General features: G+C 71.9%; 15 protein-coding genes and 1 pseudogene. 4 read left to right on the top strand and 12 right to left on the bottom strand.

All coding sequences use genetic code 11. The features are described from left to right. Positions 1-257: 257 nt before the first annotated feature. The 6 genes from thrB to ACZ7LS_RS08560 form a co-directional block, all read right to left on the bottom strand. On the bottom strand, positions 258-1175 hold the full coding sequence (gene thrB / locus ACZ7LS_RS08585; RefSeq protein ID WP_382517775.1) for a homoserine kinase: 918 nt from the start codon (positions 1173-1175) through the stop codon (positions 258-260). Between the two features lie 310 nt (positions 1176-1485). Further along, positions 1486-2568: a threonine synthase gene (thrC, locus tag ACZ7LS_RS08580; protein WP_382517777.1), complete on the bottom strand. Its 1083-nt coding sequence runs from the start codon at positions 2566-2568 to the stop codon at positions 1486-1488. 7 nt (positions 2569-2575) lie between these two features. After that, the gene (locus tag ACZ7LS_RS08575; RefSeq protein ID WP_382664993.1) at positions 2576-3877 is read right to left on the bottom strand and encodes a homoserine dehydrogenase; all 1302 of its coding nucleotides are present in this window, start codon (positions 3875-3877) and stop codon (positions 2576-2578) included. 108 nt (positions 3878-3985) lie between these two features. After that, on the bottom strand, positions 3986-5380 hold the full coding sequence (gene lysA / locus ACZ7LS_RS08570; protein WP_382517783.1) for a diaminopimelate decarboxylase: 1395 nt from the start codon (positions 5378-5380) through the stop codon (positions 3986-3988). A gap of 23 nt (positions 5381-5403) precedes the next feature. Further along, positions 5404-6585, bottom strand: a complete 1182-nt coding sequence (gene nrtL / locus ACZ7LS_RS08565) for an ArgS-related anticodon-binding protein NrtL (protein WP_385133282.1) — start codon at positions 6583-6585, stop codon at positions 5404-5406. Positions 6586-6640: 55 nt separating this feature from the next. Next, a complete protein-coding gene (locus tag ACZ7LS_RS08560) occupies positions 6641-7123 on the bottom strand; it encodes a response regulator (protein WP_382517788.1) in 483 nt (160 codons plus the stop codon). 127 nt (positions 7124-7250) lie between these two features. Here ACZ7LS_RS08560 and ACZ7LS_RS08555 point away from each other — a divergent pair, with 127 nt between their 5' ends. Then, a complete protein-coding gene (locus ACZ7LS_RS08555) occupies positions 7251-7676 on the top strand; it encodes a hypothetical protein (protein WP_382664997.1) in 426 nt (141 codons plus the stop codon). A gap of 64 nt (positions 7677-7740) precedes the next feature. On the opposite strand, the pseudogene ACZ7LS_RS08550 reads toward ACZ7LS_RS08555, so the two are convergent. Continuing rightward, positions 7741-8115, bottom strand: a pseudogene (locus tag ACZ7LS_RS08550) (MerR family transcriptional regulator); the annotation flags it as partial. 100 nt (positions 8116-8215) lie between these two features. Between ACZ7LS_RS08550 and ACZ7LS_RS08545 the strand changes: the two are divergent. Next, the gene (locus ACZ7LS_RS08545) at positions 8216-9424 is read left to right on the top strand and encodes an MFS transporter (RefSeq protein ID WP_385133285.1); all 1209 of its coding nucleotides are present in this window, start codon (positions 8216-8218) and stop codon (positions 9422-9424) included. Here the strand turns inward: ACZ7LS_RS08545 and ACZ7LS_RS08540 are convergent. The 4 genes from ACZ7LS_RS08540 to ACZ7LS_RS08525 are packed head-to-tail and all read right to left on the bottom strand — an operon-like array spanning position 9387 to position 12873. Continuing rightward, entirely contained in the window at positions 9387-9791 is a 405-nt protein-coding gene (locus tag ACZ7LS_RS08540) for a MazG nucleotide pyrophosphohydrolase domain-containing protein (protein WP_385133289.1), read from the bottom strand. The genes ACZ7LS_RS08545 and ACZ7LS_RS08540 overlap by 38 nt on opposite strands. Continuing rightward, positions 9778-10350, bottom strand: coding sequence for an HIT family protein (locus tag ACZ7LS_RS08535; RefSeq protein ID WP_385133292.1), 573 nt, complete (start codon positions 10348-10350; stop codon positions 9778-9780). The genes ACZ7LS_RS08540 and ACZ7LS_RS08535 overlap by 14 nt, the downstream gene beginning before the upstream one ends. Before the next feature lie 18 nt (positions 10351-10368). Beyond that, on the bottom strand, positions 10369-11712 hold the full coding sequence (locus ACZ7LS_RS08530; protein WP_385133295.1) for a DUF5937 family protein: 1344 nt from the start codon (positions 11710-11712) through the stop codon (positions 10369-10371). Between the two features lie 9 nt (positions 11713-11721). After that, complete coding sequence (locus tag ACZ7LS_RS08525; protein WP_385133298.1) at positions 11722-12873, bottom strand: M20 family metallopeptidase; 1152 nt, start codon at positions 12871-12873, stop codon at positions 11722-11724. 396 nt (positions 12874-13269) lie between these two features. Here ACZ7LS_RS08525 and ACZ7LS_RS08520 point away from each other — a divergent pair, with 396 nt between their 5' ends. Further along, complete coding sequence (locus ACZ7LS_RS08520) at positions 13270-14838, top strand: AbgT family transporter (RefSeq protein ID WP_385133301.1); 1569 nt, start codon at positions 13270-13272, stop codon at positions 14836-14838. Positions 14839-14896: 58 nt separating this feature from the next. After that, positions 14897-15553 (top strand): response regulator, encoded by a 657-nt coding sequence (locus tag ACZ7LS_RS08515; RefSeq protein ID WP_382517813.1) that lies wholly within the window; start codon positions 14897-14899, stop codon positions 15551-15553. Between the two features lie 45 nt (positions 15554-15598). Here the strand turns inward: ACZ7LS_RS08515 and ACZ7LS_RS08510 are convergent, their stop codons facing one another. Then, positions 15599-16813, bottom strand: coding sequence for a hypothetical protein (locus ACZ7LS_RS08510; protein WP_385133305.1), 1215 nt, complete (start codon positions 16811-16813; stop codon positions 15599-15601). Between the last annotated feature and the right edge of the window lie 111 nt (positions 16814-16924).

The following is a 16924-nucleotide window of genomic DNA, read 5'->3' as shown; positions in this document are numbered from 1 at the left end:
ACGTGCAATGGGTCCGGCCCGAGGTCCCCCTGCTCGGCCCACCGCTGGGAAAAACGGGGGGTGTCGTGCCGGTTCCGGTGCGTGCTCAAAACTGCTCAGGCAGGCTGCTCAGGCAGTTGGGGAGGCTCCCGGAAGAAGGGTGGTCCCGAAGCGGGACACGAAGCACCGCGCCTCAAAGACGTCGGTAGCAGACTTGAGGTTAACACTACCGGCTCCAACAAACATTCCCCCTCTCACTCACCGGCAATCTCCTGTGGCTACGAGCCGAGCGGCAGAACGCTCGTCCCCGCGGCGTCGAGGGAGAGCCGATTGGCCGCCCATCCCTCGCCCGCCAGCCGTGCGACCTTGTCGGCCGCACCGTCCTCGACCAGCGCGAGGACCGTGGGGCCCGCGCCGGAGACAACCGCTGGGACGCCGTCCGCGCGCAGCCGGTTGACAAGCGCGACGCTCTGCGGCATCGCCGGGGTCCGGTAATCCTGGTGGAGCCGGTCCTCGGTGGCCGGCAGCAGCAGCTCGGGGCGCCTGGTCAGCGCCTCGACGAGCAGGGCCGCGCGACCGGCGTTGACCGCCGCGTCCACATGGGGGACGGTGCGCGGCAGCAGGCCGCGCGCGGTCTCGGTGAGAACCGGGCTGCCGGGTACGAAAACCACCGGAACGATGGAATCGGCGGGCTTCATCCTGATGGCGCGCGCCGCTCCGCCGTCCATCCAGGCCACCGTGAATCCGCCGAGCAGACAGGCGGCGACATTGTCGGGATGCCCCTCGATCTCGGTGGCCAGTTCGAGCAGTGCCGCGTCGTCGAGCCGGGCGTCGCCGCCTATGGTCACCGCGCGGGCGGCCACGATCCCGGCGCAGATCGCGGCGGACGAGGAGCCCAGGCCGCGGCCGTGCGGGATGCGGTTGGCGCAGACGACCTCCAGGCCGCGCGGCTGCCCGCCGAGCAGTTCGAAGGCCGTGCGCAGGGACCGTACGAGCAGATGAGTTTCGTCACGGGGAAGCGTCTCGGCGCCCTCACCCGCGATGTCGACATGCAGGCCGGAGTCGGCGACGCGGACGACCACGTCGTCGTAGAGCCCCAGCGACAGGCCGAAGGCGTCGAAGCCCGGACCGAGATTGGCGCTGGTGGCGGGGGTGCGCACCCGTACGGCGGCGGCGCGGAACGCGGGACCGGCCATCGCTCTGACGACTCTCCTTGTGACTGCGGGACTACGGGACTACAGGGGTGGTGACTTGCGGGACTGCGGGATTCGGCTGCGAGACAGAGGCGGCTGCGAGACGTTCGAGGACATACGGAACACCCGAGGGCCACAGGGGCAACACCGCGGCATATGCGGCGGGGCGGGTTGGGTACAGCCTATCGAAGGAAGGTTCCATGGCGACATAGGGCGCACAGGAGGCGCACGATGCGTGTCGCATGGCTCCTGTGCGCCGACGCCGGGGCCGGCTCCCCGGACCGATACCGTGCCGGGCGCCTATGCCGCGCTGTTATGCCAGGCCCAGGCGCTGCGCCGCCGCGACGGCGTCGACCGGCACGGTGACCGGCTGGGGTGCTCCCGCGACCGCCCAGTCCGGGTCCTTGAGGCCGTTTCCGGTGACGGTGCAGACGATGCGCTGGCCGGGGTCGACCTTGCCCTCCTCCGCGGCCTTGAGCAGACCGGCGACCGAGGCGGCCGAGGCGGGCTCGACGAAAACGCCCTCCTGGGAGGCCAACAGCCGGTAGGCGGCCAGGATCTGCCGGTCCGTCACCTCGTCGATGAAGCCGCCGGACTCGTCACGGGCCGCCAGCGCGTACTGCCAGGACGCGGGGTTGCCGATCCGGATCGCGGTGGCGACGGTGTGCGGGTCCTTGACGATCTCGCCGCGCACGATCGGCGCGGAACCGGACGCCTGATAACCCCACATACGGGGGGTCTTCGCGGCCGGGCCGTCCGCGGCGTACTGGGTGTATCCCTTCCAGTACGCCGTGATGTTGCCGGCGTTCCCGACGGGCAGCACATGAATGTCGGGGGCGTCGCCCAGCGCGTCCACGATTTCGAAGGCGGCGGTCTTCTGGCCCTCGATACGGACCGGATTGACCGAATTGACCAGCGCCACCGGGAAGTTGTCGGACAGCGAGCGTGCCAGCGTCAGGCAGTCGTCGAAGTTGCCCTCGACCTGGAGGATGCGCGCGCCGTGGACCAGCGCCTGGCCCATCTTGCCCAGCGCGATCTTCCCCTGGGGCACGAGCACGGCGCAGACCATTCCGGCGCGTACCGCGTAGGCGGCGGCCGAGGCCGAGGTGTTGCCGGTGGAGGCGCAGATGACCGCCTGGGCGCCCTCCTCCTTGGCCCGGGTGATGGCCATGGTCATGCCACGGTCCTTGAAGGATCCGGTGGGGTTGGCGCCCTCGACCTTGAGATGAACCTCACACCCCGTGCGCTCGGACAGCACCTGGGCGGGGACGAGCGGCGTACCACCCTCACGAAGGGTGACAACCCGCGTCTTCTCCGTCACCGGGAGGCGGTCCCGGTACTCCTCGATGATGCCGCGCCACTGGTGGGTGCCCTGGCGGGTGCCGATGCTGGTCATGGGTCCCTTACTCCCCTTCAACACGCATGATGCTGGCGACACCGCGCACGGTGTCGAGCTTGCGCAGCGCTTCGACGGTCCCGGAGAGGGCGGCGTCTGGCGCGCGGTGGGTGACGACGACGAGGGCGGCCTCGCCGCCGCCGTCCTGTCGGCCTTTCTGACGTACGGTATCGATCGATACGCCATGCTCGGCGAAGACCGTCGCGACCTGGGCGAGTACACCCGGTTTGTCGGCCACGTCGAGGCTGATGTGGTAGCGCGTCACGACCTCGCCCATGGGGCTCACGGGCAGCTGCGTGTACGCCGACTCGCCGGGGCCCGTGGCCTCGTTGAGCTTGTTGCGGCAGACGGCGACGAGATCGCCGAGCACGGCGGAGGCCGTCGGGGAGCCGCCCGCGCCGGGGCCGTAGAACATCAGCTGTCCGGCCGCCTCGGCCTCGACGAAGACGGCGTTGTACGCCTCGCGCACAGAGGCGAGCGGATGGCTGAGCGGGATCATCGCCGGGTGGACCCGCGCGGTGACGGACTGGCCGTCGGCGGCGCGCTCGCAGATGGCGAGGAGTTTGACGGTGCAGCCCATCCGTGTCGCCGAGGCGAGATCGGCGGAGGTGACCTCCGTGATGCCCTCGCGGTGCACATCGTCGAGGCGTACCCGGGTGTGGAAGGCGATCCCGGCGAGGATCGCGGCCTTGGCGGCGGCGTCGAAGCCCTCGACGTCCGCGGTCGGATCGGCTTCCGCGTAGCCGAGGGCGGTGGCCTCGTCGAGCGCCTCGGAGTAGCCGGCGCCCGCGGTGTCCATCCGGTCGAGGATGAAGTTGGTGGTGCCGTTGACGATGCCGAGGACCCGGTTCACCTTGTCCCCGGCGAGGGACTCGCGCAGCGGCCTGATCAGCGGGATGGCTCCGGCGACGGCCGCCTCGAAGTACAGATCCCGGCCGTGGCGCTCGGCCGCCGCGTAGAGCGTCGCGCCGTCCTCGGCCAGCAGCGCCTTGTTGGCGGAGACGACGGAGGCGCCGTGCTCGAACGCGGTGGTGATGAGCGTACGGGCGGGCTCGATCCCGCCGATGACCTCGACCACCACATCTATGTCACCGCGCTTGACCAGCGCGGTCGCGTCGGTGGTGATCAGTGCGGGGTCGATGCCCGCACGCACCTTGGAGGGGCGCCGGACGGCCACCCCGGTCAGCTCGACCGGGGCGCCGATCCGCGCTTCGAGGTCGTCGGCGTGCGTCGTCATGATGCGCGCCACCTCTGAGCCGACCACACCACAGCCCAGCAGCGCCACCTTCAGCGGACGCGTACGCATCATCCGACCTACGCCTTTCATCCATCACAGCTGTTTGAAGCAGGAATCCGAACCAGTCTCACTCACCGGACGGGGGTTTCTGTGCCTCGTCCAGATTGCGAGACATGTATTTCAGTGGCCGACATCGAGACGCAGAAGATCTTCCTCCGTCTCACGCCGGACGATCACCCGGGCCTCACCGTCCCTGACGGCGACGACGGGCGGCCGGAGCGCGTGGTTGTAATTGCTCGCCATCGAGCGGCAGTACGCGCCGGTGGCGGGGACGGCGATCAGGTCACCGGGCGCCAGGTCGGCGGGCAGGAACGCGTCCCGTACGACGATGTCGCCGCTCTCGCAGTGCTTGCCGACGACGCGTGTCAGCATCGGCTCGGCGTCGGAGCGGCGGGAGACGAGCGCCACGCTGTACTCGGCGTCGTACAGGGCCGTACGGATGTTGTCGGACATGCCACCGTCCACACTGACATACGTACGAAGCCCTTCGAGCGGCTTGATGGTGCCGACCTCGTACAGGGTGAAGGCCGTGGGTCCCACGATCGCGCGTCCGGGCTCGACGGAGATGCGCGGGGTGCGCAGCCCGGCGGACTCACACTCACGGGTGACGATGTCGTTGAGGGCCTTCGCGATGTCGTGCGGCTCGCGCGGATCGTCCTCGGAGGTGTACGCGATGCCGAGGCCGCCGCCGAGATCGATCTCGGGCAGCTCCACGCCGTGCTCGTCGCGTACGTCGGCGAGGAGCTGGACGACGCGGCGGGCGGAGACCTCGAAGCCGGCCATGTCGAAGATCTGCGAGCCGATGTGGGAGTGGATGCCGATCAGTTCGAGCCCGTCGAGCTTGAGGGCCCGCCTGACGGCCTCGGCGGCCTGGCCGCCGGCGAGGGCGACCCCGAACTTCTGGTCCTCGTGCGCGGTGGCGATGAACTCGTGTGTGTGCGCCTCGACGCCGACCGTGACCCGGATCTGGACCGGCTGGCGCCTGCCGAGGCGCTGCGCGACATGCGCGACCTGCACGATCTCCTGGAAGGAGTCGAGGACGATACGGCCGACACCGGCGGAGACGGCGCGCTCGATCTCCTGGACGGACTTGTTGTTGCCGTGGAAGGCGATCCGCTCGGCGGGCATGCCGGCCGCGAGCGCGGTGGCGAGTTCACCGCCCGAGCAGACATCGAGGTTGAGGCCCTCCTCGTCGAGCCAGCGGACGACGGCCCGGGAGAGGAACGCCTTGCCCGCGTAGAACACGTCGGCGTCCTCGCCGAAGGCGTCGGCCCAGGCGCGGCAGCGGGCACGGAAGTCCGCCTCGTCGAGGAAGTACGCGGGGGTGCCGAACTCCTCGGCCAGCCGGGTCACTTCGATGCCCGCGACGGTCGCCACCCCGTCCTCGTTCCTGCGGACGGTTCGCGACCAGACCTTCTCGTCGAGGACGTTGAGGTCGGCGGCGGGCGCGGTGTAGTGCCCCTCGGGGAGGACATCCGCGTGACGGGGGCCTGCGGGGTGTGCGGAACGGCTCATGTTCTTGGCTCTCTTGGGTCTCTTCAGAGGTACGCGGGGGCATCGATGCCGAGCAGGGACAGGCCGCCGGCCAGCACGGCCCCGGCGGCGTCGGCGAGCGCGAGCCGGGAGCGGTGGGCGGCCGAGCGTTTCTCGTCGCCGAGGGGCAGCGGGCGGCAGGTCTCCTGGAAGCGCAGGAACGCGTCCGCGGTGTGTTCGAGATGGCGGGCGAGCCGGTCGGGCGCGCGCAGCCGGGCGGCGGCTTCGAGGACGGCGGGGTGGTCGCCGAGGGCGGTGAGGAGGAGCGCGGTGGCGCTGTCGTGACCGGTGGCCTCGGGGGTGCCGTCGGAGTTGCCGCCGCGGGCGGGGGCGGGCGCCGGGTCGGGGGCGGGCGCCGGGTCGGAGGCCGGGGCCGGGTCGGGGGTGATGCCGAGTTCCGCCGCGTTGCGGGCGAGGGCGCGCGTACGGGCGTACGCGTAGCGCACCCGGAAGAGGGGGTTGCTCTCGCGCTGGACCAGCAACTCGGCGCCGGTGTACGGGCGGTCGTGGGCGGCGGGCCGCAGCAGCCCCCAGCGGGCCGCGTCGGGGCCCAGCCGGGCGAAGGGGTCGTCGCCGGCGGGCGCGGGGAGCGGGCGCAGCCTCTCGCCGGCCCCGGGCACGATCTCCGCCGCCGCGCCCTGGCTGCGGAGCAGCTCCACGACCGTGTCGGCCCAGAGCGCGGCCCGGGGCTCGTCGGAGGGGGCGAAGGTCACGGCCGTACCGGCGAGCGCGTCGCCGTGTCCGTAGCGCGGTCCCGCCCGCAGGATCGTACGGACCAGTTCGGCGCGGGTGTCGCGGGCCAGGGTGAAGTTCAGGAAGCCGGGGCCGGTGATCTCGATGCGGTCGATGCCGGGGCTTGTGCGGGGTGCCGCGCCGGTCGAGGGGCCGGTCGAGGAGGCGGCTGCGGAGCCGGACTCGGAGGTGGCCGGGGATGTGGTCACGGAGGTGGCCGGGGAGGTGGTCGCCGAGAGCAGGATGTTCGCGCGTACGATCTCGGCCACCTCTCGGGGCGGGCGCCCGGCCGGGCCCGCGAGCTGCAGCGCGATATTGCTGGCGTAGTCCCCCCGGCCGCCGGGCCGGGGCCGTTCGATCGTGACCCGTTCGGGCACGGGCCCGGGGAGGGCGTCGTCCTCGACCGCGCGGCACACGGCGCGCCGTACGGTTCGGGAGAGCTCGGCGGGGGTCACGGGACAAGCGTATGGGAGGAGGGGGGCCTCTTCGCGAACCGGTTTCGCGATGCGGTCAGCCGCGGGCGCTTCCGGCCCGCCCGGCACCGTGTCTGCCGTCCACCGGCGGCGGGCCCTCCCGGTGCGTCAGCCGCCGTACGAGCCGGACCAGCTCGGCCGGCTCGAAGGGCTTGGCGAGGAAGGCGTCCACTCCGGCGGCTATGCCGGACTCCACCTCGTACTGCGTACAGGCGCTGATGATCGCGACCGGCAGACCACTGGTGCGGGGGTCGGCCCGCAGCCGCTGCGCCGTACGGACACCGTCGAGGCGGGGCATCACCACATCGAGGGTGATGGCGTCGGGCATGACGTCGTGGACCACTTCCAGGCACTCGGCACCATCGGCCGCGGTCACGACCTCGAACCCTTCTAGTTCGAGATTGACCCTGATCAACTGCCTGATGACCCTGTTGTCATCGACAACAAGCACCCGGCCGGACTCGCCCGACACCACTTGAGGGTAGGTCCGAACCCGGTGTCGCGTCCGGGTTTTGCCCACTTCCACCTCGCGCGGGGGACGCGGACACGGCGCCCGAGCGGGCGCCCGCGCCTTGACCACGTCTTGACCGCGCCATGAGGAGCCGTGGACCGGCCACGGACCGCGGCGCGACCCATAGGCTCGGGGTATGGAGCAGAGCGAAGTCGTTCTCAGGGCCATCGGCATTCTCACGCAGTCCGCGGAGTGGATCCGGACCGCCAACCGCGACGCGGGCGGGGAGACGGACGGGCACACGGGCGGGCACGGGAACGGACAGGCGGGCGGGGGCATCGGCGCGGAGAGCGGCGAGCGGGGCTCGGGCGAGGGGCAGATCGGATCGCTGCTGGCCGAGGTCTTCCCGTCCTTCACGGTCTCACCGGAGTCCACCCCGCTCGAAGCGGCGCACGCGGTGACCGCCGCCGCGCTGCCGCCGATGATGCAGTTGATCGGCGCGTTCACGTATGTCTTCGCGCAACTGGCCGAGGTCCACGACAGCGGCCGTACGGACATCACCTCGGAGGATCTGCTGCGGGAGCTGGCGCTTCGGATGTCCCGTCCGAACGACGCGGTGTAGCCGAGGCGGGGGCTCGGGCGGGGGTGGGGGCTCGGGCAGGGGCCGGGCCCGGGGCGGGGGTGTCGGCCGCTGCCGCGGACGGCTGCACCGCGGCGAGGTAGGCGTAGATGGCGTCGCGGTTGCGGGCCAGGCATTCGATGCGCTGATGAATGCGCTCGGCCTCGTCGCGGAGCAGCCCCGCGGTCTCCGGAGTCAGGCATTCCGGGTGGAGATGGATCTGATCGGGCCGGCTGAGGAAGGGCAGGATCCGGCGGATGATCTCGGTGGTGAGCCCCGAGTCGAGCAGTCCGCGGATCTGCTGGACGCGGTGGACCGCCGAGGAGTCGTAGGAGCGGTAGCCGTTGTCGGCGCGCTCGGGGTGGAGCAGCTCCTGTTCCTCGTAGTAGCGGAGCATCCGGGTGGGGACGCCGGTGCGCCGGGACAGTTCACCGATCTTCATGCGCGCCTCGCCTGATCCTCGCGTCTCCGCGTTCTCGCGTTCTCGCGGTCGGCCTCGATGACTTGCCTTCACACTGATGTGAAGGTTTCACGATGGTCGCATGTCCCCCGCGTCGACTTCGAAGGGCACAGCTGTGCCCGTTTCCGGTACCGCGGCGAAGCTGCCCCTGTGGGGGCTGCTGGCGCTGTTCATGGCGGCGTTCACCGCCGTGCTGACCGAGCTGCTGCCCGCCGGGCTGCTGCCGGGCATGAGCCGGAGCCTCCAGGTGTCCGAGGGCCGGGTCGGGTTCCTGGTGACCGGTTACGCCGCCGCCTCGTTCCTCGCCGCGATACCGCTCACCGCCGCGCTGCGCGGCCTGCGCCGCCGACCGGTGCTCGTCGGCGCGCTCGTCGGTTTCGCGCTCTGCAACGCCGTCACCGCGCTCTCGTCCGTATACGCGCTGACGTTCGCGGCCCGGCTGCTGGCCGGGGCGATGGGCGGCACGCTGTGGGCGATGCTCGCCGGTTACGCCGCGCGGATGGCCCCGGCCGGACACCGGGGCCGTGCCATCGCCGTCGTCCTGGCCGGTATCACCGTCGCGCTCTCCCTGGGCATCCCGGCGGGCACCGCCCTGGCCGCCGCCCTCGGCTGGCGCGTGGCCTTCGCGACGGTGGCCGTGCTGGCGCTGGTCCTGGTGGGCTGGGTGTACCGGCATGTCCCTGACTTCCCGGGCGAGCCTGCCGCGGACAGGGTGCCGGTGCGCCGGATCGCGGCCGTGCCCGGCATCCCCGCGGTGCTGGCCACCACGCTGCTCCTGCTGCTCGGGCACCAGGCCATGTACACGTATCTGGCGCCGTTCACCGAGCGCGCGGGCTTCGGCCGTACCGGAGTGGTCCTGCTCGTGTTCGGCGTCGCCACGGTCGGCGGGATCTGGCTGGTGGGCGTCCTGATCGACCGCCACCCGCGCCCGGCGCTCGTCGGGGCGCTCGCCCTGATCGCGGCCGCGATGCTCGCGCTGGGCCTGGCCGGGCGGCACCCCGTGGTCCTGCTGGCCTCGGTCGCCGCGTGGGGCGTCGCGTTCGGCGGGGCGCCCACACTGATCCAGACGGCGCTGGTCCATGTCTCGGGCCCCGACAGGGCGGATGTCGCGACCGCCCTGCAGACCACCGTCTACAACGCGGGCATCGCGGCGGGTTCGCTCGCGGGCGGGGTGGTCCTGGAGTCCGCCGGAGCCGGCGCGGGCGCGCTGCCCTGGACGGCACTCCCCCTGATCGCCGGCGCCCTGACCACGGTCACCCTGGCCCGTCGTCGCGCCTTCCCGGCGCGCTGACCGGCTGGTCACTGACCGGCTCGTCGCTTCCCGGCCGGCCGCCGACCCGCCGGCCGCTGATCGACCGGTCGAGTTCGTCCATCGTGCGCAGGAACGCGGCGTCCAGATCGACGTCGTACCGATGCGCCAGGATCAGCACCGACCAGAGGCAGTCGGCCAGTTCGTGTTCCAGAGCGGCGCGTCCGCCGCCCGGCACCTCGCGGGCGCCCTCCTCCGCCATGACGAGCTTCGCCAGATCGCCGACGTCCCCGACGAAGCCGAGCATGAACTCCTCGCGCGTCCAGACCCGGCCGCGCTCCCGCAGGTTCAGTTCGTCATAGAGGTCGTGGATGCGCAGGGCCCGGCGCTGGAGTTCATCGAGGTCCATGCCCCAGCCTTTCCCGCACCGCCCGGCGCAACCTCTCGGCCAGGGCCGCGTTCTCCTCGGGAGGCGTGGCCAGTACGCCGTGTTCGGCCATGAGCGCGTGGTATTGCTGCCGTTCGTACGGCACCCCCGGCGGCAGCCCGGCGATGTGCCAGTGCAGATGCGCGTTGCCCTGCCCGCTCCCCAACGAGAGCAGGTACGTGCGCTCGGGCGCCAGTACGTCCTCCATCGCCAGCGCGACCGTCCGTACGAACAGCATGAGCCGGGTGTACGCGGTCTCGTCCAGGTCGCCGACGACCTGCTCGACATGGGCCTTCGGCGCGACCAGGAGCTTCCCCGGCAGGGTGGGGTAGCGGTCGAGGAAGGCCACGTGGTCCTCGTCCTCGTACACCGTCTCGTGCCGGAACGCGGGGTCCCCCGCGAGGAACGCGCAGACGAAGCAGGGGCCGCGCCTGGCCCGTTCCTCGTACGCCGTGAGATCCATCGGCCGGCGGTTCGTACGGTCCGTAGCGTCCGTACCGGTCGCACCGGTCGCACCGGTCGCACCCGTCGTACCGTCCACCCGGATGCCTCCTCAGGCTCAGTGCTGGAGCGCTCTGACGACGTCCTGGCCGATGCGTTCGACCGCCGAGAGATCGAGACGGTAGTGCACGAACCGGCCGCTGCGCTCCGCTCCGACCAGGCCGAGATCGCGCAGCGCCCGCAGATGGCGGGAGACCTGGGGCTGGGTCATGGAGAGTCTCGCCGCCAGGTCCAGGGTGGTCATCGGCTCTCTGGCGATCAGCCGGCACAGCCGGACCCTGTGCGGATCGGTCAGCGCGAGCATCCGGCTGCGGGCGAGCGTGACGCCGACCTCGGGGGCATCGATGGGGTAGTGCAGAACGGGCGGCAGGCCGGGCTCGTTCTTGACCACCAGATGCGGTGCGTTGAAGCGGGTGGGTACGAGGACAACCGGGGTGCGGGCCGGAGTGATCACCGAGTGGTGCAGTTTGTCGAAGACGACGCGCGGCGGGGCGCCGAGGCGGGAGGAGTCGGGGCTGAGCGACGCGAGGGCCTCTGCCAGGTCTTCGGTGGTGCGCGTGGCGCGGGTGACGCGGGTGACGCGCGTGGTGCGGGCCGTATGGGCGGTTCGACTGTTTTCGCTGGCGCTGCCACTGCCACTGCCTCCGGCCCGTCCCGCGCCCGACGCCAGTCGTCCGCGTACCGCGAGCGCGGAGCGGGTGAGTTCGGGCTCGGCCCCCGCCCACACCTCCGCGAAGAACTCCGACCGGCAGCGGTCGAGGAAGCCGAGCAGGTCGGCGCGGCAGGCCTCGGGGTCGCGCAGCAGTTGCGCGGCGAGCTCCCGCCGTCCGGCGGACAGCGCGGTGGCGGCGTGTTCGAGCGCCGCCCGCTGATCGGCGGAGCGCAGCAGCCGGGAGAAGTCGAAGCGGGTGTAGCCGTTGACGCAGGCGAAGGCGGTCAGTTCGGCGAACCGGCCGATCGGCAGGCGCGCGACGGTACGGAGCTGCTCCTCCAGGACGGAGCCCAGTCCGGGGCCTGCGCCGGGGCCTGCGCCGGGGCCTGCGCCGGGGCCTGCGCCGGGGCCTGCGCCGGGGCCGGGGCCCGCGGAGGGGCCCGCGAAGGCCCCGGGGCCCGCGCCGATGCCAAGGCCGACTCCGGTCCCGGCTCCTGCCGGTCTCGTACCGTCGAGCCCCGGATAGAAACCGCGCCAGCGCAGCGCCGACCAGAGCGGCGAGAACCGGCGCAGCCCGGCGCGCAGTTCCGCCGACGCGTTCGCGGTGACCGCGCGCCCCCAGTCCCTCAGCTCCGGGTGATGGGCGGACTCGGTCAGCGCGTGCAGACAGGCGGAGAGTTCCGCGAGCGGGGACACCGCCACCGTGAAGGAGCCGGGCCCGGCCCCCTCCAGGACGATGACGACCGACATACGGGGAGTTTACGTACGGACGGACCGCGCGCACGCTCCCCCGGACGCGCCCGCGAACTCCGCCCGCGCCGCCGCCAGGAACGCCGGGTCGCCGACGAGGTCGCACACCACCCGGGCAAGTCCCGTCGCCGCGATCGCCGTACGGTCGTGCGCGTGCGCCGTCGCCGCGGCCTCGCGCATCGCCTCCGAGTGGCTCGGCGTGCCCGTCTCGGCGATCTGTACGTACGGATGGATGACCGGCAGCAGCTGCGAGAGGTTGCCGATGTCGGAGGAGCCCGCGGGGGTGGCCGGATCTCCCGGCACGATGTCCAGGCCGAGCGCCCGTACCGTCTCGCCGAAGCGTTCGGCGAGCACGGTGTTGTTCCGGCGGTCGGCGTACATCGGGCCCGTCTTGGACACCTCGGCCTCGGTCTCGGTGGCCAGGGCCGCCCCGTACGCCGCCTTGTGGACGCGGGCGACCAGCGCCTCGGCGGACGCCGCCGTACGGTCCCGCACATACAGATCCACCGCGGCGTAGGCCGGGACCACATTCGGGGCCTGGCCGCCGTCCGTGATGATCCCGTGGATCCGCGCGGTGGGCGGTATGAACTGCCGCATGGCGTCGAGCGCGTTGAGGAAGAGCTGCGCGCCCGCCAGCGCGCTCCTGCCCTCCCACGGGGACTTGGCGGCGTGCGCGCTGACGCCGCTGAAACCGACCCGCAGATGCGCCGCCGCCAGGCCGTGCCTGGTGGTCAGGGAGCGGTCCGCCGGGTGGAACATCACGGCCGCGTCCACCGCGTCGAAGACCCCCGCGTCGGCCAGCTTGATCTTCCCCGCGCCGCCCATCTCCTCGCCCGGGGTACCGATCACGGCGATGGTCCCGGGGTGGCCGGGGAGCGCGCGTACGGCGGCGATCGCAGCCGCCGCGCCGCCCGCCGCGATGAGGTTGTGGCCGCAGCCGTGGCCGATGCCGGGCAGGGCGTCGTACTCGACGAGCACGGCGACGTACGGTCCGGGTGAGCTCCCCTCGTGGGCCGCCACGAACGCCGTACCGATCCCGCCGGCCCCCGTCGTCACCGTGAAGCCGGTCTCGGCGAGCCAGCCGGTCAGCACCTCCTGGGCGTGGACCTCTTCGAACTTCAGCTCCGGTCTGGCGTGGATCGCGCGGCTGACGCGCTCCATGCGCGGGCGCAGCGCGGAGATCTCCGAGGCGAGCGACAGCGGAGACGGTGCCGGCTGTGGCGACGCCGGAGACCGCGGAGACCGCGGAGACTGCGGAGACCGCGGAGACCGCGGCGTGGGGGCGGCAGCGGACAAGAGGACTCCCGTGGTGCGAGGTGAGCCACGCGCACCGGAGGGCGCCGCGTGGCCGGGCACCGCCGCACAGGGCGCGGCGGTATACCGCCGAGACTGCGGCCCCGGCGGTCTCGCGGGGCCCCGATTACCGCGCCCCAGGTAACCCTGGCCGGACTTCTCCCGGCTGCTCGTAAGGTCACCGCACCACAGACCGTCACCGGCTCGGCCGCCCCGCACGCGAGGCGTCCATCCACAGCAGTCGCACCGCAGAAGGAGGGACCCATGGCAGCCGTGGACACCACAGCCGTCGACCCCGTACCGCCGAGACTCATCAGATTCCTGGGCGTGATCGAGCGCACCGGAAACCGGTTGCCGCACCCCTTCTGGCTCTTCTGGATCCTCTTCGCGGTCACGGCGGTGGCGAGCTGGGCGATGGCGTCGGGCGGGCTCCAGGTCACGGATCCGGGGACCGGCAAGCGGGTCGCCGTACAGACGGTGCTCTCCGTGCCGGGGTCCCGCGAGTTCCTCTCGATGATCGAGGAGAACTTCGTGACCTTCGGTCCGCTCGGGACCGTCACGATCGTCATGCTGGGCGTCGCCGTCGCCGAGCGCGCGGGTTTCTTCGAGACGCTGGCGCGCAAGTCCCTGGCCCGGGTGCCCGGCAAGTACGTGGTGCTGGCCGTGGCGCTCGCGGGCGCGCTGTCGAAGTTTCTGTCCGACTCGGCGTACATCATCCTGATACCGCTCGGCGCGATCGCCTTCCGGACGGTGGGCCGCTCCCCGCTCCTCGGCATGATCGTGGCCTTCGTCTCCATCAACGCGGCCGGTGACGCCAATCCGCTGATCGCGCCGGGCGACGCGGCGTTCGCGGCGATGGCGACCGAGGCGGCGCAGACGGTCTCGCCGCACGCGGTCGTGCGTCCGACGGACAACATGTACTTCACGACCGTGTCGGCGCTCGTCCTCGCGTTCGTCATCACCTTCGTCGTCGAACGGGTGCTGGCCCGGCGCGAGCACACCCTGCTGCCCGACGAACCCGAGGAGCCGGCTCACGGCCCCGAGGCCGCGACGGACGGCACCGCCCGCCCGGCGCCCGGCCCCCGCGAGATCCGCGCGCTGAGGCTGACGGGCTGGGCCGCGCTGGGCTACTGGGCCCTGGTCGCCCTCGCCACGGTTCCCGGCGGCTCGCCGCTGCGGGCCGAGGACGGCGGGATCATTGAATCCCCGCTCTTCGACAACATCGCGATCTTCCTCGCGCTGTTCTTCCTCGTCATCGGGGTGCTGTACGGCAGGCTCACCCGCGCGATCGTCTCCAACCACGACGTGCCGGCCTTCATGGCGGACGGGCTGCGCTCCATCGCGCCGCTGCTGGTGATCTTCTTCGCCGTCTCGCAGTTCGTGGCGCTCTTCAAGTGGACGAACATCGGGACATGGGTCGCGGTGACCGGCGCGGACGCCATCCGCGGCCTGGGCGCGCCGACCCTCGTCCTCTTCGCGGCCCTCATCATCGCCATCGCGTGCATGAACCTGCTCATCACCAGCGGCCAGGCGCTGTGGGCCCTGGTCGCGCCGGTCCTGGTGCCGATGCTGATGCTGCTGCACATCAACCCGGCGACGACGATGGCGCTCTACCGGATCGCCGACTCCTGTACGAACTCGATCACGCCGATGAGCACCACCTTCACGCTGACGGTCGGTTTCCTCCAGACCCGCAAGAAGAGCGCGGGCATCGGCACGCTCGTCTCCTGCACGCTCCCGGTGGCGATGGCGATGCTGGTCGCCTGGACGGCGCTGTTCTTCGTCTGGTGGCTGCTCGGTATCCCCCTGGGCCCGGGGGCTCCGGTGCGCTGAGGCCCGGGGAGGGGCGAGGGCATGGCGGCGCGTCGCCGGTGGAGGGAAGATGACGGGCATGCCGGAAAACGAGTCCGTGAGCGTGGCGCTGATCGACGACCATCCCGTGGTTCTCGCGGGGATCGAATCCTGGTACGCCGCCTCGGAACGGCCGATCACCGTCACGGCCAAGGGCCCCGCTCTCTCCGTCGCGACCAGCGGGCCGGGCCGGGCGGCCGATGTGGTGGTGCTCGACCTCCAGCTCTCGCACGGGGTGCCCGCGTACCCCGAGCTGAAGCAACTGGTCGCGCAGGAGCGCCAGGTGATCGTCTACACCATGCAGGAAAGCCAGGAGACGGCGCTGACCTGTCTGGATCTGGGCGCGTTCACCTATCTGACGAAGGCCGAGGGCGAGCGGCATCTCATGGCGGCCACCCTGGCCGCGGCCGACTGCCGGCCCTATACGCCGCCCGCCCTCGCCGGTGCTTTCGGCAGCGATGTCAGAAAGGGCCGCCCCGCGCTGACCCCGCGCGAGGTGGAGGTGCTGCTGGAGTGGTTCCAGTCGGAGTCGAAGGCGATGGTCGGGGAGAGCCTCGGGATCTCCGTACGTACGGTCAATACGTATCTGGAGCGGGTACGGATCAAGTACGCGAACGCGGGGCGGCCCGCGACGACCAAGGCGAATCTGGTCGCGAGGGCCATTCAGGACGGGCTGACCTCGCTGGACGAACTCTGAGCGGTCCAGATGGGTCCTGGTGCTCCAGTGCTCCACCTCGGCGGTCTAGGGGTTCCGGGTCTCGGCGGTCTGATCGCTCGCGGTGCTCCGGGGGCTCCGGGGGCTCTGGGGCTTCTGGGGGCTCTGAGGTCTCTGGGTCTTCGGAACGTCGAGGTTGCGCGTGCGGACGCCGCCGGACGGAGACGGCGCGAGCAGCGTGTACGACGCCTCGACGAGGAGCCGGCCCTCGCTGTGCACCGTACGTACGCGGATACCGCGCTCGGTCGGTTCCGGGATGTCCGTCTCGGGCGCGTCCGTCACCACACTGACCCGTACCTGCCCGCCGCCGCGTACGACGGTCGCCCGCGCGCTGCGCTCGGCGGTCGCGAGCGCGGCGAGTACGGGCTCGGTCAGCGCGCGGCGCAGATGCCGGGGCACCGGAGCGGACGCGCCCCGTACGGCGAGCTGCACATCCACCCCGTGGCGTTCGGCCACCCCGATACCCGCCCGTAGTTCATGGAGCAACGGGTCCGACGCGTGGTCCCGTTCCGCGAAGAGACGCCGCATCCGGGCGGCCTCGAAGGCGCATCGGCGGCGTACCCGCTCGTCCCCGGGGTCGAGCGTTCCGTCGGCCAGCCCGGTCAGCAGCGGCAGTACCGAGCGGCCGAGATCGCGGTAGCGCGACCGCTGGTCGGCGTGGACCTGGGCGGAGACCGCCGCCTCGGTACGTACGCGCTCCTGCTCCCGTGCCGTGGCGCCGGCCGCGGTCGCGCACCCCCGCAGCAGCCTGGCCATCACCGCGGCGGCGATCTGGAACGCGCAGATGGCGAGGGCGCTGACGGCCATACCGGCCGCGGCCTGCCGGGACGGGATCCCGGCGAGCACCAACTGCCCGAGCGTCACGACGACATGGAGCGCGACGAAGAGCAGCGTCGCGTTCAGACCCGCGTCGAAGAGCAGCAGGACACCGAACCAGCCGATCTCCAGGAACGTCCAGTGCGGGGTGGCGAGGAAGTGATCGCCCGGGAGCTGGCTGGTGGCGACGACGGCCGTCGCGAGCGAGCACAGCAGCCCGGCCGCGACCCAGCGGCGCGGCCGGCGCCGCCCGGCCATGCCGAGGAGCGCGTCGACCACGATGATGAGCGTCAGCAGGCCGAACGCGGCGAGCTGCACCCAGGCGTGCCGGTATCCGTCGAGGTTGGACAGCAGGGCGGGAAGCGCCAGTCCGAAGTGGACGGCGGAGAGGATGACAAGCCCTGCCAGCCGCAGCGCGCCGAGCATGCCGGCGGCGATACGGTCCGTCAGCGGATCGGACAGCGGTGGTTCGCCGTCGAGGGGGTCGGACGGTCGCGGATCGGACGGTGGCGAATCGGACGGCCCCGAGTCAAGCGG

The organism is Streptomyces sp. NPDC039430 (assembly GCF_055639435.1).
This window is presented reverse-complemented; position numbering and strand designations above follow the sequence as displayed.